The 12,509-nt window shown below is 71.5% G+C and carries 12 protein-coding genes; 3 read left to right on the forward strand and 9 right to left on the reverse strand.

The features are described from left to right. Window positions 1-34 precede the first annotated feature (34 nt). The gene (locus tag ACQY0Z_RS12315; RefSeq protein WP_347226274.1) at window positions 35-682 is read left to right on the forward strand and encodes a mycothiol-dependent nitroreductase Rv2466c family protein; all 648 of its coding nucleotides are present in this window, start codon (window positions 35-37) and stop codon (window positions 680-682) included. A 6-nt stretch (window positions 683-688) separates the two neighbouring features. Here ACQY0Z_RS12315 and ACQY0Z_RS12320 read toward each other — a convergent pair whose 3' ends face one another. From ACQY0Z_RS12320 to ACQY0Z_RS12355, 8 genes are all read right to left on the reverse strand, one after another. Beyond that, window positions 689-931 carry a hypothetical protein gene (locus ACQY0Z_RS12320; RefSeq protein WP_037779491.1) on the reverse strand — a complete coding sequence of 81 codons (243 nt, stop codon included), beginning with the start codon at window positions 929-931 and terminating at the stop codon, window positions 689-691. 234 nt (window positions 932-1,165) lie between these two features. Further along, window positions 1,166-2,545, reverse strand: a complete 1,380-nt coding sequence (locus ACQY0Z_RS12325; RefSeq protein ID WP_189905442.1) for an amino acid permease — start codon at window positions 2,543-2,545, stop codon at window positions 1,166-1,168. A 142-nt stretch (window positions 2,546-2,687) separates the two neighbouring features. Then, window positions 2,688-3,599: a TauD/TfdA dioxygenase family protein gene (locus tag ACQY0Z_RS12330; protein ID WP_439812258.1), complete on the reverse strand. Its 912-nt coding sequence runs from the start codon at window positions 3,597-3,599 to the stop codon at window positions 2,688-2,690. A gap of 32 nt (window positions 3,600-3,631) precedes the next feature. Continuing rightward, entirely contained in the window at window positions 3,632-4,993 is a 1,362-nt protein-coding gene (locus ACQY0Z_RS12335; RefSeq protein ID WP_439812259.1) for an LLM class flavin-dependent oxidoreductase, read from the reverse strand. A gap of 96 nt (window positions 4,994-5,089) precedes the next feature. Continuing rightward, window positions 5,090-5,809 carry an ABC transporter ATP-binding protein gene (locus ACQY0Z_RS12340; RefSeq protein ID WP_189905436.1) on the reverse strand — a complete coding sequence of 240 codons (720 nt, stop codon included), beginning with the start codon at window positions 5,807-5,809 and terminating at the stop codon, window positions 5,090-5,092. Further along, a complete protein-coding gene (locus ACQY0Z_RS12345; RefSeq protein WP_381728411.1) occupies window positions 5,785-6,657 on the reverse strand; it encodes an ABC transporter permease in 873 nt (290 codons plus the stop codon). The genes ACQY0Z_RS12340 and ACQY0Z_RS12345 overlap by 25 nt, the downstream gene beginning before the upstream one ends. Next, window positions 6,654-7,718: an ABC transporter substrate-binding protein gene (locus ACQY0Z_RS12350; RefSeq protein WP_439812260.1), complete on the reverse strand. Its 1,065-nt coding sequence runs from the start codon at window positions 7,716-7,718 to the stop codon at window positions 6,654-6,656. The genes ACQY0Z_RS12345 and ACQY0Z_RS12350 overlap by 4 nt, the downstream gene beginning before the upstream one ends. Window positions 7,719-7,951: 233 nt before the next feature. Then, a complete protein-coding gene (locus ACQY0Z_RS12355; RefSeq protein WP_439812261.1) occupies window positions 7,952-9,160 on the reverse strand; it encodes an ROK family protein in 1,209 nt (402 codons plus the stop codon). Window positions 9,161-9,628: 468 nt separating this feature from the next. Between ACQY0Z_RS12355 and ACQY0Z_RS12360 the strand changes: the two genes are divergently transcribed. Next, window positions 9,629-10,213: a biotin transporter BioY gene (locus tag ACQY0Z_RS12360; protein WP_189905429.1), complete on the forward strand. Its 585-nt coding sequence runs from the start codon at window positions 9,629-9,631 to the stop codon at window positions 10,211-10,213. 86 nt (window positions 10,214-10,299) lie between these two features. On the opposite strand, the gene ACQY0Z_RS12365 is transcribed toward ACQY0Z_RS12360, so the two are convergent. After that, window positions 10,300-11,778 (reverse strand): amino acid permease, encoded by a 1,479-nt coding sequence (locus ACQY0Z_RS12365; RefSeq protein WP_189905426.1) that lies wholly within the window; start codon window positions 11,776-11,778, stop codon window positions 10,300-10,302. A 204-nt stretch (window positions 11,779-11,982) separates the two neighbouring features. Here ACQY0Z_RS12365 and ACQY0Z_RS12370 point away from each other — a divergent pair, with 204 nt between their 5' ends. Continuing rightward, a complete protein-coding gene (locus tag ACQY0Z_RS12370) occupies window positions 11,983-12,468 on the forward strand; it encodes a ribose-5-phosphate isomerase (protein WP_189905424.1) in 486 nt (161 codons plus the stop codon). Window positions 12,469-12,509: the final 41 nt, after the last annotated feature.

Consider the following 12,509-nt stretch of genomic DNA (forward strand, 5'->3'; position numbering starts at 1 on the left):
GCCCCGGTGGAACACTGCCTTCACGAGGAGCGACATGTCGGACAAGTCTCCCGCCACGCCCGTCGACTTCTGGTTCGACCCGCTGTGCCCCTGGGCCTGGATGACCTCCCGGTGGGTGCTGGAGGTGCAGAAACAGCGGGACCTGGACGTGCGCTGGCACCTGATGAGCCTCGCCGTCCTCAACGAGGACAAGCTGGACGAGCTGCCCGCCGAGTACCGCGAGATGCTCGAGGTGAAGGCATGGGGCCCGGTCCGCGTGGTCATCGCCGCGCAGGAGGAGCACGGGCCGCAGGTGCTCGGCGACCTCTACACCGCGCTCGGCACCCGCATCCACAACATGGGCGAGGGCCCGGGCAAGGAGACGGTCGCGGCGGCGCTGAAGGACGTCGGCCTGCCCGACTCCCTCATGGAGCACTGGGACTCCACCCCGTACGAGCCGCAGCTGCGCGCCTCCCACAAGGAAGGCATCGACAAGGTCGGCCAGGAGGTCGGCACCCCGGTGATCGCGGTCCCCGGTCCCGACGGCGAGGAGATCGCCTTCTTCGGCCCGGTCGTCACTCCCGCCCCCCAGGGCGAGGAGGCCGTCCGCCTCTGGGACGGCACCCTCGCGGTCGCCTCGGTCCCCGGCTTCTACGAGATCAAGCGCACCCGCACGAAGGGGCCGGACTTCAGCAATCTGTGACGGAGGTCAGTCCAGCACGGGAGCCTTGATCGGCTCGGCGAACGGCTTCTTGTTGAATCCCGTGCGCAGGTTGCGGCACTGCTTCCCGGTGTCGGGGTCCAGGACGTTCACGCAGAGCCAGAACTCGCCGACCCCGTTGCGGCCGAGCCGCTTCTTGAGCCAGTCCTCCTCCTTCCTGGTCAGCTGGCGGTGCTGCTGGTCGCTGCCGCAGGTCCAGCAGTAGTCGTTCATCGTCCGCTGTGTCGCCATCGCGCAACGATGACCCGGAATGCCGCATACCGGAAGCCCCCGCGAGCCTGAGCCTCGCGGGGGCTTCTCTGTTTCCGCCTGCCGGGTGAACGGTGAGAAGACGATCCCGGGCCGGACTCTTGTTGCAAGTGACTTGCAACAACACGCTAGCAACAGAAAGGGCTGTCCGGTGAGCCCCGTGCACGCACGACGGCCCCCGCGTGTCCTCGCGGGGGCCGTCGGCAACGGTATGGCTCAGCGGCGGGCGCGGGCGCGCTGCCAGGCGTAGCCGACCGCGGCCAGCGCCAGCGTCATCGCGCCGGTGGAGTACAGCTGCACCCGTGTGTCCGGCTCGCGGGCCATGAGGACGAAGACCGTCGCCATGCCGGCCAGGGCCACCCAGGTCAGCCACGGGAACGCCCACATCCGTACGGCCAGCCGCTCCGGCGTCTCACGCTCCAGGCGGCGCCGCAGCCGCAGCTGGGAGACGGCGATGAAGATCCAGACGACCAGGATCACCGCGCCGATCATGTTCAGCAGCCAGGCGAACACGTCGTCCGGACGCCAGTAGCTCAGCAGCACGCACAGGAAGCCGAAGACCGAGGACGCCAGCACGGCCACGCGCGGCACCCCGCCCGACACCCGGCCCAGCCACTTCGGACCCTGGCCGCGCTCCACCAGCGAGTAGCCGATGCGGGAGGCGCCGTAGATGTTGGCGTTCATCGCGGACAGCAGCGCCACCAGCACGACCACGTTCATCAGCTGCCCGGCGCCGGGGATGCCGAGCCGGTCGAGGGCGGCGACGTAGGGGCCGTCCTCCACCACCCGCGGGTCGTCCCAGGGGACGAGGGCGACGATGACCGCCATCGAGCCGACGTAGAAGACGGCGATGCGCCACATCGCGGTGCGCACCGCGCGCGCCACGCCGCGCACCGGGTCCTGCGACTCGGCGGCCGCGATGGTCACCGTCTCCAGGCCGCCGTAGGCGAAGACGGACGCGAGCAGGCCGATGACCAGCCCCTCGCCGCCGTTGGGCAGCAGCTCGGTGAGGTTGGAGCCGCCCGGCGAGTCGGTGCCCGGCAGCACACCGGCCAGCGCCAGCACGCCCAGCACCAGGAACAGGGTGATCGCGCCGACCTTCAGCGCGGCGAACCAGAACTCGAACTCGCCGAAGTTCTTCACCGCCGCGAGGTTGGTCCCGCAGAACACCACCATGAACAGCGCGACCCACGCCCACTCGGGCGTGCCCGGCAGCCAGCCGTGGACGATCTGCGCGGCGCCGATGCCCTCCAGGCCGACCGCGGTGCACAGCAGCACCCAGAACGCCCAGCCGGCGGTGAACCCGGCCCAGGGGCCGATGGCCCGCTCGGCGTGCGAGGAGAAGGACCCGGAGGAGGGATACGCGGCCGACATCTCGCCCAGCATCCGCATCACCAGCATGACCAGCAGGCCGGAGAGGGCGTAGGCGATCACGATGGAGGGGCCCGCGGCGGCGATGCCCGCGCCGGAGCCGACGAACAGTCCGGCGCCGATCACCCCGCCGAGGGCGATCATCGACAGATGGCGCTGTTTGAGGCCGTGCGAAAGGGAGACGCCGTCGGTGTCGGCGGGCGTCTCGACCGTGGTGAGGGGCATGGGCGCGGCTCGTCCAATGTGGGGGGGAGACGACAAAAACGCCCCCCAGTCTGGGCGGCCGCCCGGAGGTTCCGGCGCGGCCGCCCAGTATGTGGACGGCGCTGAAACGGAGGGTTACCTTCCGTTCACTGCGGGGTGCCCGTCACGCGGCGGTCGGCACCTTCGCCACGCTCGTGTAGTGCGAGGCGTCCCCCTCGATCGCGTACGACTCCTTGCCGTCGACGCCGACCGGCACGTCACCGGCGACCGTGACGCGGTGCAGGCGGCGGGGCAGACCGTCGTAGTTGTCGATCGCGTAGTGCTGGGTGATGCGGTTGTCGAACAGCACCAGCTGGTTCGGCTCCCAGCGCCAGCGCACCACGTTCTCCGGCCGGGTGACGTACGCCTGGAGCAGGTCCAGCACCTTGCGCGACTCGCTCTTGGACAGCCCCACGATCCGCTGCGCGAACCCGCCGATGAACAGCCCGCGCTCTCCGGTGAGCGGGTGGACCCGCACCACCGGGTGGACGGTGCGGTACTTCACGGAGGTGAACTGGGCGCGGCGGGCCGCCTCGTCCTCGTCGATCGCCTCCTCCGGGACGGCGTAGTCGTAGTCGTTGGTGTGCTCGGCCCACAGGGTGTCGGCCAGCCGGCGCAGCGGTTCCGGCAGGTCGCGGTAGGCGGCGGCCGAGTTGGTGATCAGCGTCTCGCCCCCGTACGGCGGGATCGTGATGCTGCGCAGGGAGGTCGCCTGCGGCGGATTGAGGACGAAGGTGACGTCCGTGTGCCAGTTGTTCGCGGCCCGCCCGCGCCCGCTGTCGACCGGCAGCACGCCGGGCGCGCCCTCGACGGCCGGCACGGTCGGATGGGCGCCCGTGATCGCGCCGAAGTGCCGCACGAAGGCCTGCTGCCCCGCGTCGTCGAGGTGCACGTCGTCGAAGAGCAGCGTCTTGTGCTCGTTCAGGGCGTCCCGCAGCGCGGTGACGGTGGCGTCGTCCAGCGGCCGGGAGAGGTCGGCGCCGGAGACCCGGGCGCCGATGTTCGCGGTGACCTTGGTGATCTTCAGGTCGGACATGAGGGCGTTCCCTTCTTGGAACGGCTGGTCGGTCAGACGAGCGCGGCCGTGGGGGCCGGCTCCGGGGTGCGCGCGGTGACGTGCTGGTTGGCGGGGCGCGGCAGGCCGTAGCGCTCGCGCAGGGTGCGCCGGGGGCCGTACTCGGTGCGGAACAGGCCCCGGGCGCGCAGGATCGGGACGACCTCGTCGACGAAGGTCTCCAGGCCGGACGGCAGCACGGGCGGCATGATGTTGAAGCCGTCGGCGGCGCCCTCGGCGAACCACCGGCCGATGGCGTCGGCGACCTGCTCGGGCGTGCCGGTGAAGGTCAGATGACCGCGCCCGCCGCCCAGCCGCGCGATCAGCTGCCGCACGGTGAGCCGCTCGCGCCGGGCCAGCTCCACGATCAGCGTGTAGCGGCTCTTCGCGCCCTCGATCTCGTCCTCCGAGGGCAGCTCGTCGGGCAGCGGGCCGTCCAGGTCGAGCGTGCCCGGGGCGATCCGCAGCAGTTCCCCGAGACGGCGTACCCCGTGCTCGTGCACGATGTGCTCCTCCAGCGTCTCCTCCAGACGCCTGGCCTCGGCCTCGGTGGAGCCGATGACGGGCACGATGCCGGGCAGCACCTTGATGTGGTCCGGGTCGCGCCCGGCCGCCGCCGTACGGGCCTTGAGGCCGGCGTAGAAGGCCTGCGCGCCGGCGAGGGTCTGCTGGGCGGTGAACACGGCCTCCGCGTACCGCGCCGCGAACGCCGTGCCGTCCTCCGACGACCCGGCCTGCACCAGCAGCGGATAACCCTGCGGGGTGTGCGGCACGTTGAGCGCGCCCTCGACGCGGAAGTACGTGCCCCGGTGACGCGGCGGATGGATCCTGGCGTCGTCGCCCCACACCCCGGCCGCCTTGTCGGCGACGATCGTGTCGTCCTCCCAGCTGTCCCACAGCAGCCGGGCCACGCCCAGGAACTCGGCGGCGCGCGCGTACCGTTCGGCGTGCGCGGGCTCCGCGTCCAGACCGAAGTTGCGGGCCGCCTCCGCGCCGGCGGTGGTGACGATGTTCCACCCGGCCCGCCCCTTGCTGACGATGTCCAGCGAGGCGAACTTCCGGGCCAGGTTGTAGGGCGAGTTGTACGACGTGGACGCCGTCGCGATCAGCCCGATGTGCTCGGTCGCGGTCGCCAGGGCGGTGAGCAGGGTGAGCGGCTCCAGCGCCCCGGCGGGACGCTGCGCCACGGAACTCCACAGCTGGGGACCGTCGGCGAGGAACAGCGAGTCGAACGTGCCCCGTTCGGCGGTCCGGGCCAGCCGTACATGGTGGTCCAGGTCGACATGGGCGTACGGATCGCTCTCGGGCAGCCGCCACGACGCCTCGTGGTGCCCGGTGTTCATGAGGAAGGCGTTCAGATGGAGCTGTCTGGGCATGCGGGATCCCTTCTCGGTGCGAGGACGGTGGAGCGGGGACGGAGGGCGGGGGACGGTGGAGCGGGGTGTGTCAGGCGCGGTGCGGGCGGGACACACTCACGGGGCGTCCTCGGAGACGCCGAGCGCCTTCAGCAGCCGGGTGCGGTACTCGCCGTGGGCGTGCGGGCCGTCGCGGTCGATCGTCAGGTCGAGCGCGATCCGGCCGTCCTCCAGCACCAGCACCCGGTCGGCGAGGACGATCGCCTCGTCCACGTCGTGCGTGACCAGCAGCACCGACGGCCGGTGCCGCTCCCACAACTGCCGCAGCAGCGCGTGCATCTTGATCCGGGTCAGCGCGTCCAGCGCCCCGAACGGCTCGTCCGCGAGCAGCAGTTCCGGCTCCCGCACCAGGGACCTGGCGAGGGCTGCCCGCTGCTGCTCGCCGCCCGACAGCTCGCTCGGCCAGGCGCGTTCCCGCCCGCCGAGACCGACCTCGGCGAGCGCGGCCCGGCCGCGTTCCTCGGCGTCCTTGCCGTCCAGACCCAGCAGCACGTTGGGCAGCACCCGCCGCCATGGCAGCAGCCGGGAGTCCTGGAACACCACCGACACCCGCTCGGGCGCGGTCAGGGTGCCGCTGCCGGCCACCCCGTGGTCAATGCCCGCGATCGCCCGCAGCAGGGTGCTCTTGCCGGAGCCGCTGTGCCCGAGCAGCGCGGTGAACTGCCCCTCCGGCAGGTCCAGGTCGATGCCGTCGAGGACCGTGCGCCCCTCGAAGGACCGGGTCAGACCGCGCAGCCGTACGGCCGGCCGGGTCAGCTGCTCAGTGTGCGGCGCCATGACAGCACCCTCCGTTCGATCGCGCGGACGGCGGTGTCGGAGACCAGGCCGAAGAGGCCGTAGACGACGAGACCGACGAGGATGACGTCCGTCTGGCCGTAGTTCTGCGCCTGGAACATCATGTAGCCGAGTCCGCTGGTGGCGTTGATCTGCTCGAGGACGACCAGGCCCAGCCAGGACCCGGTGACGCCGAGCCGCAGCCCGACGAAGAAGCCGGGCAGCGCGCCCGGCACGACGACCTGCCGGACGAAGGCGGACCGGGACAGGCCCTGCACCTCCGCGAGCTCCACGAACCGGTGGTCGATGCCCGACAGCGCGGCGTGGGTGTTCAGGTAGATCGGGATGTAGACGACGATGGCGATGATCGCGATCTTGAAGGTCTCGCCGATGCCCAGCCAGAGGATGAACAGGGGGATCAGGCCGAGCGTGGGCACCGCCCGGTTGAGCTGCACGCTGCCGTCGATCAGCGCCTCGCCGACCCGGCTGAGCCCGGCGGCCAGGGCGAGCACGATGCCCGCCGTCAGGCCGATCGCGAACCCGGCCCCCGCGCGCTGCAGCGAGGTGAGGACGTCGTCGGTCAGCGTGCCCTCGGTCCACAGCCGGATCCCGGTCTCCACCACGGTCCAGGGCGCGGGGATCGCGCCCGGGTCCAGCTGTCCGGCGGCGGAGGCGGCGGCCCACAGCGCCAGCACGAGCAGCGGGCCGGTGATCCGGGTGGCGGGGAGCCGTTCGCCGGGCGACAGCCGCCGTCGTCGCCTGACCTGGTGCGCCCCTTCGACGGCGGGCGGGGCGGGTGCGGTCGGGGTCGTTTCCGTCGTGGTGGTCGTGGTGGTGGTCACGGCGGTCACCTCCGGTACTCCGCGGGCACGGCCCGCGCGGCGAGCGACTCGAAGCGCCGGTCGAAGAGCACGCCGACGTCGAACTTCTTCACGTAGCCGCCCGCCGCGAGCAGATCGGCGGTCTCCTGCTCCCACGCGATGGCCTCGTCCCAACGGGGCGGGAAATACGGCTTGTTGGCGAGAGCCGTGATGGACTCGGCCTGCGCGAGGGTGAGGTTCTGCGTCTTGACGAAGTACTCCCGGTTCCACACGTCCGGGTGCTCGTACTGCCACACCGCGCCCTTGGCCCAGTACGGGATGTACGCGGCGACCGCGGCGGCCTTGTCCCGGTCGGCGAGCACCTCGGCCGGCGCCCACAGCAGGTTGAGCAGGTCCACCACGTCGGTGGGGATGGTGCGGGCGCCCTTTCCCCCGTACTGCTTGAGGTAGGACGGGGCCTGGCTGATGCCGAGCGGCGCGATGTCCACCTGCCCGGACTGCAGGGCGGTGAGGAACTGGTTGCTGGTCAGCGGGACCAGTTCGGCGTCGTCGTAGTCCAGGCCGGCCTCCTTGAGGGCGCGCAGCAGCACCACGCCCTGCGCCTGGCCCTGCGAGAACGCCAGACGCCTGCCCTTGAAGTCGGCGACCGTGCGGATGTCGCTGCCGGGCTTCGTGGCGAACAGGTAGTTGGGCTTGCGGGTGACGTTGATGGCGACGATCCGCGCGTCGTAGCCCTGGTAGAAGGCCTGGATGGGCGGGATCCCCGCGTTGTTGGCGAGGTCCAGGGACTTGGCGCGGAAGGCGTTGATGACGTCCGGTCCTGCCCCGATGTTCAGCCACTCGGCCACCTCGAACGGCAGGTCGTCGAGGCCGGCGAGCTTCAGCTGGATCTGCTGGAAGTTCTCGTACGACGAGATCTTCAGCCGGGTGCCCGGCGGCACCTTCGTGGCCAGCGGGGCCTTCAGCGCGGCCTCGTCGGCCGCGGCCCCCGCCTCGGCGCAGCCGCTCAGTCCGGCAGCGGCGGCGGTGACGCCGAGCAGGGAGGTGAGGAAGAGACGCCGGTCGAGGCCGGCCACCGGTGGTGCGGGCATGAGGGAACTCCCGGGGGATGGGGAAAAGCGCACAGGGGTGTGCGCGGGGACGGAAAGGCAGGCTGGATTACCGGGCGGGAAAGACAAGAAACACCCGGAAGGGAAAGCGCGCGAGAAAGGGAGGACGCTGCGGACGATCGCGCGTCAACGTGTCAGCAACAGAGGGTGCGACAGCTCATGACCAGCATGTTCCTTGTCCCAGAAGGGGGCTGTCAATATTCCGAGTTTCTGAATTAAATACGCTCTGGTGACACGCTCAGCGGGTCCCGGTAGAGCACGTCCAGAGCGACCGCTCCACCCGCCACGGCCAGCACGGATTCCGGGAAACTCGTCGGTGTCACCGTCTCCGCGCGCGCCGGGTCCAGTTCTCCGCGCAGCACCGCGAGACAGTCGGGGCGGTGGATGACGCCGATCTCGGTGACGATGACGCTCTCCGGGTTGAGGACGTCCGTCAGCAGCCCCACCGCGCGCCCCACCATCCGGGCCCGCTCCCGCAGCAGCCGCGCCGCCGCCGGATGCCCGGCCGCCGCCGCGTCGACCACGTGCAGCGGGTTGCGGCCGTCGCACACGCCCGCCTCACGGGCCCGCCGGCACAGGGTGCGCTCGCTCAACTCGGCCTGGAGGCAGCCGGTCCGGCCGCACGGGCAGGACTCGGTGCCGCCCGTCAGCGGGAGATGGGCGATCGCGCCCGCCTGGGAGCGCGGCCCGTGGTGCACCTGGTCATGGGTGGCGAAGGCCGCGTCGACGATGTTCCCGGCGAACAGGTGCAGCGCGCTCCCGCCGCCCCGCGCGGCCCGGCCGAACAGCCGCTCCGCGTCCGCCAACGCCCGCGCGTGCCCGTCCACATGGACCGGCAGCCCGGTACGGGCGCGCAGCACCTCACGCGCCGGGACCTCCCGCCAGCCCAGCAGCGGATGGTCGACGACCGTGCCGGCCGCGCGGTCCACCCAGCCGCCGGCCGCGAAACCGACGCCGAGCGGCCGCCGCTCCGGCACCCGCTCCAGCAGTTCGGCGAGACCGCCGGCGGCCCGCTCCAGCACCCGCACCGGTTCGGGGTCCGGGTGCGGCAGCCGCCGTTCGGCGACCACCCGGCCGCGCAGGTCCAGCAGCGCCACCGTGGTGTACGGCACCGCCACATGGACCCCGCCGACCACCAGCCGTGACCCGTCCACGTCGAGGGGCAGGTGCGGGCGTCCCACCCCGCCGGAGCGGCGCGGCGCCGTCGCCTCATGGAGCAGGCCGAGTTCCGTCAGCCGGGCGCAGTGGTCGGTCACGGAGGCAGGCGACAGACCGGTGAGCCGCGCGACGGTGCTGCGCGCCACCGGACCGTGCTCCAGCACGCACCGCAGCACGGTGCGGGCGCTGGTGCGCCGCCGGTCGGGGTCGGCGGCACGCGCCGGGCGGGCAGGGGAGTGGGGCGGGGGTGCCACGGTACGAAGCATGGGGAACTTCCTCGGGAACGGGTCCGACACTGCGCCGTCGTACGGGAGTCGAGGCGCGCCGGATCCGCTCCGCCCGCCTCGTCAGAGGAGGCGACAGGCAGTGGCGCCCACGCGTCGCAGATCGACGTGGCGACGCGAGGTGAAGTTCCGGGACTGGGCGACCATGGCCCGAAGCTAGCAAACGGTCACTCCCGCTGCCCAGACCGTGACCGACGGGCGAGACGGCACGCCCGCGCGCGACGGCCCGTGTTGGTGGATCCCTACAGCCGCTCCTCGGCCCCTCCGTGTCGGCGACACCACGTCACCTCAGTGACCCGTGTCACCCCGGGCGAGGTGTGACCCCCGCTGTTTGTCCGGAGCCCACCAACTCCCTGATCGAGCCTTTGTCGAGCGCTGCTGGTGATCGGCACCGGGGCGCCGGTATAGCGTCGCCGTGTTCCCATCTGCCCTCATCCCCGGGGAGTCCCCATGAGCACCGCCACCGTCACCTCCGCCCGGCCCGGACAGGTCCTCGCCGACCTCGTCCCCGCCTCCCGTGTCCGGGACGCGGCCCTCGTGCTCGGCGGCGCCGCGCTCACCGGTCTCGCCGCCCAGATCGCGGTGCCCGTCCCCGGCTCCCCGGTGCCGGTGACCGGCCAGACCTTCGCGGCGCTCCTCGTCGGCACCACCCTCGGCGCCCGCCGCGGCTTCGCCTCGCTCGCGGTGTACGCGCTGGTGGGCATGGCGGGCGTGCCGTGGTTCGCGGAGGGCAAGTCCGGGATGGGCATGCCGTCGTTCGGCTACATCCTCGGCATGCTGCTGGCGTCCGTCGTCGTGGGCGCGCTCGCCCGCCGCGGCGCCGACCGCTCCGCCTGGCGCACGGCCGGCACGATGCTGCTCGGCTCGGCGATCATCTACGCCGTCGGCGTGCCGTACCTGGCCCTGGCCACCGGGATGTCCGCCTCCGCCGCGATCGCGGCCGGCCTGACCCCGTTCCTCATCGGTGACGCGCTCAAGGCCGCGCTCGCGATGGGCCTGCTGCCCACCGCCTGGAAGCTCGTCGACAAGCGCTGACGGCTTCACCGCATACGCCGAAGGGCTCGGCGGGCGCTGATCACAGCGCCCGCCGAGCCCTTCTGTCATGTCCGGGGAGGGGCGGTTCAGCCCACGCCCACCTCGTCCCGCTCCGAGGCACTGGCGCCGGCGGCCTCCCGCCGGCCGGCCAGCCGGTGCCGGACCAGGGCGATCGCCAGCACCACCGCCGCGACCAGCAGCGTCAGCAGCACCGTGGACCGGCCGTCGTGCTCGGTGTCGGTGAGCATGTAGACCAGCACGAAGGCGATGAACCCGATGCTCAGCCAGGTCAGGTACGGGTACAGCCACATCCGCACGACCAGCTTCTCCGGCGCCTCCGCCTGGATGATCTTCCGCATCCGCAGCTGCGAGAAGCAGATCACCAGCCACACCAGCAGCGCGACCGCGCCGGAGGAGTTGACCAGGAAGAGGAAGACGGAGTCGGGGAACTTGTAGTTGAAGAAGACCGCGACGAAGCCGAACACGACCGACACGAGGATCGCGGCACGCGGCACGCCCCGGTGGGTGGTCCGGGCGAACGCCCTCGGCGCGTCCCCGCGCTCACCGAGCGAGAAGGCCATCCGGGAGGCCGTGTAGAGCCCGGAGTTGAGACAGGACAGCACGGACGTCAGCACGATGAAGTTCATGATCTGGCCCGCGTGCGCGATGCCGAGCGAGTCCAGCGCGGCGACGTACGAGCCGTCCTCGGCGATGGCCTCGCTGTCCCAGGGGAGCAGACAGACCACGACGAGGATCGAGCCGAGGTAGAAGACGCCGATCCGCCAGATGATGCTGTTGGTGGCCTTGGTGACGGCCCGCTGCGGGTCCTCCGACTCGCCGGCCGCCAGGGTGGCGATCTCGCTGCCCATGAAGGAGAACACCACGAGCAGGATGCCGGTGAGGACGGCGCCCGCGCCGTTCGGCAGGAAGCCGCCGTGGCCGGTCAGGTTGGACAGGCCCGCCTGCTCGCTGTCGACGCCGGGCAGCAGGCCGAACACGGCCAGCCCGCCGACGACGATGAACGCGGCGATGGCGACGACCTTGATCCCGGCGAACCAGAACTCGAACTCGCCGTAGGAGCCGACCGACGCCAGGTTGGTCGCGGTCAGCACCAGCATCACGATGAGCGCCCAGCCCCACTGGGGGACGGCGGGTATCCACCCTTCGAGGATGGCGGCGCCCGCGGTCGCCTCGACGGCGAGCACGACGACCCAGAAGAACCAGTAGAGCCAGCCGATGGTGAATCCGGCCCAGGGTCCGAGGGCGCGGTCGGCGTGCGCGGAGAAGGATCCGGAGGTCGGGTTGGCCGCGGACATCTCGCCGAGCATCCGCATCACCAGCACCACGAGCGTGCCGACGAGCGCGTACGACAGGAGGATGCCGGGACCGGTGGTGGCGATGCCGGTGCTGGAACCGACGAAGAGTCCGGCGCCGATGACACCGCCGATGGCGATCATCGACAGGTGCCGGTTCTTGAGACCGGCCTGGAGCCCGGAGCCCGTGGGCGGGCCTCCGGGGCCCTCGGGGCCGTTACCCGCCTTGGTGAGGGTCGGCTGCGAAGTCATGTGGGGTCTTCCTTTGCGCCGGTTGAGCGGTACCCGTACGAGCGGTGCACGAGCTGAACCAGTGAAACGGAGGCCTACTTTCACAGGAACCTTTGATTTCCAATCTTTACCCGAGCTTTTCCTGAGGTCCTGTGGATTGGCTCACACCTTTCACACCGCCCACCCCGCGCCGCTTCCCCGGAAGGGCCGTGTCACACTCGACGCATGCGCGTGTATCTCGGCTCCGACCATGCGGGCTACGAACTGAAGAACCATCTCGTCGAGTGGCTCAAGGAGGCGGGGCACGAACCCGTCGACTGCGGCCCGCACATCTACGACGCCCAGGACGACTACCCGCCGTTCTGCCTCCGCGCCGCGGAGCGGACCGCCGCGGACCCCGGCTCCCTCGGCATCGTGATCGGCGGCTCCGGCAACGGCGAGCAGATCGCCGCCAACAAGGTCGAGGGCGTACGGGCCGCCCTGGCGTGGAGCGAGCAGACCGCCGCGCTGGGCCGCGAGCACAACGACGCCAACGTGGTCGCCGTCGGCGCGCGCATGCACAGCCAGGAGGAGGCGACGAAGTTCGTCGAGATCTTCCTCAACACCCCGTTCTCGGGTGACGAGCGCCACATCCGCCGGATCGACATGCTCTCCTCCTACGAGACCTCCGGCGACCTCCCGCCGATCCCGGCGCACCACCCGCAGCAGTAACCTCCGGACCCGGACACAGACAGCGGAGCGAGCGAGGGGGA

Source organism: Streptomyces sp. P9-2 (assembly GCF_051903975.1).
Taxonomy (GTDB): Bacteria; Actinomycetota; Actinomycetes; order Streptomycetales; family Streptomycetaceae; genus Streptomyces; species Streptomyces cellulosae.

Coding starts and splice junctions, on each gene's coding strand:
- ACQY0Z_RS12315 (WP_347226274.1), top strand. CDS start 35: ATGTCGGACAAGTCTCCCGCCACGCCCGTCGACTTCTGGTTCGACCCG.
- ACQY0Z_RS12320 (WP_037779491.1), bottom strand. CDS start 931: ATGGCGACACAGCGGACGATGAACGACTACTGCTGGACCTGCGGCAGC.
- ACQY0Z_RS12325 (WP_189905442.1), bottom strand. CDS start 2,545: ATGCCCCTCACCACGGTCGAGACGCCCGCCGACACCGACGGCGTCTCC.
- ACQY0Z_RS12330 (WP_439812258.1), bottom strand. CDS start 3,599: ATGTCCGACCTGAAGATCACCAAGGTCACCGCGAACATCGGCGCCCGG.
- ACQY0Z_RS12335 (WP_439812259.1), bottom strand. CDS start 4,993: ATGCCCAGACAGCTCCATCTGAACGCCTTCCTCATGAACACCGGGCAC.
- ACQY0Z_RS12340 (WP_189905436.1), bottom strand. CDS start 5,809: ATGGCGCCGCACACTGAGCAGCTGACCCGGCCGGCCGTACGGCTGCGC.
- ACQY0Z_RS12350 (WP_439812260.1), bottom strand. CDS start 7,718: ATGCCCGCACCACCGGTGGCCGGCCTCGACCGGCGTCTCTTCCTCACC.
- ACQY0Z_RS12355 (WP_439812261.1), bottom strand. CDS start 9,160: ATGCTTCGTACCGTGGCACCCCCGCCCCACTCCCCTGCCCGCCCGGCG.
- ACQY0Z_RS12360 (WP_189905429.1), top strand. CDS start 9,629: ATGAGCACCGCCACCGTCACCTCCGCCCGGCCCGGACAGGTCCTCGCC.
- ACQY0Z_RS12365 (WP_189905426.1), bottom strand. CDS start 11,778: ATGACTTCGCAGCCGACCCTCACCAAGGCGGGTAACGGCCCCGAGGGC.
- ACQY0Z_RS12370 (WP_189905424.1), top strand. CDS start 11,983: ATGCGCGTGTATCTCGGCTCCGACCATGCGGGCTACGAACTGAAGAAC.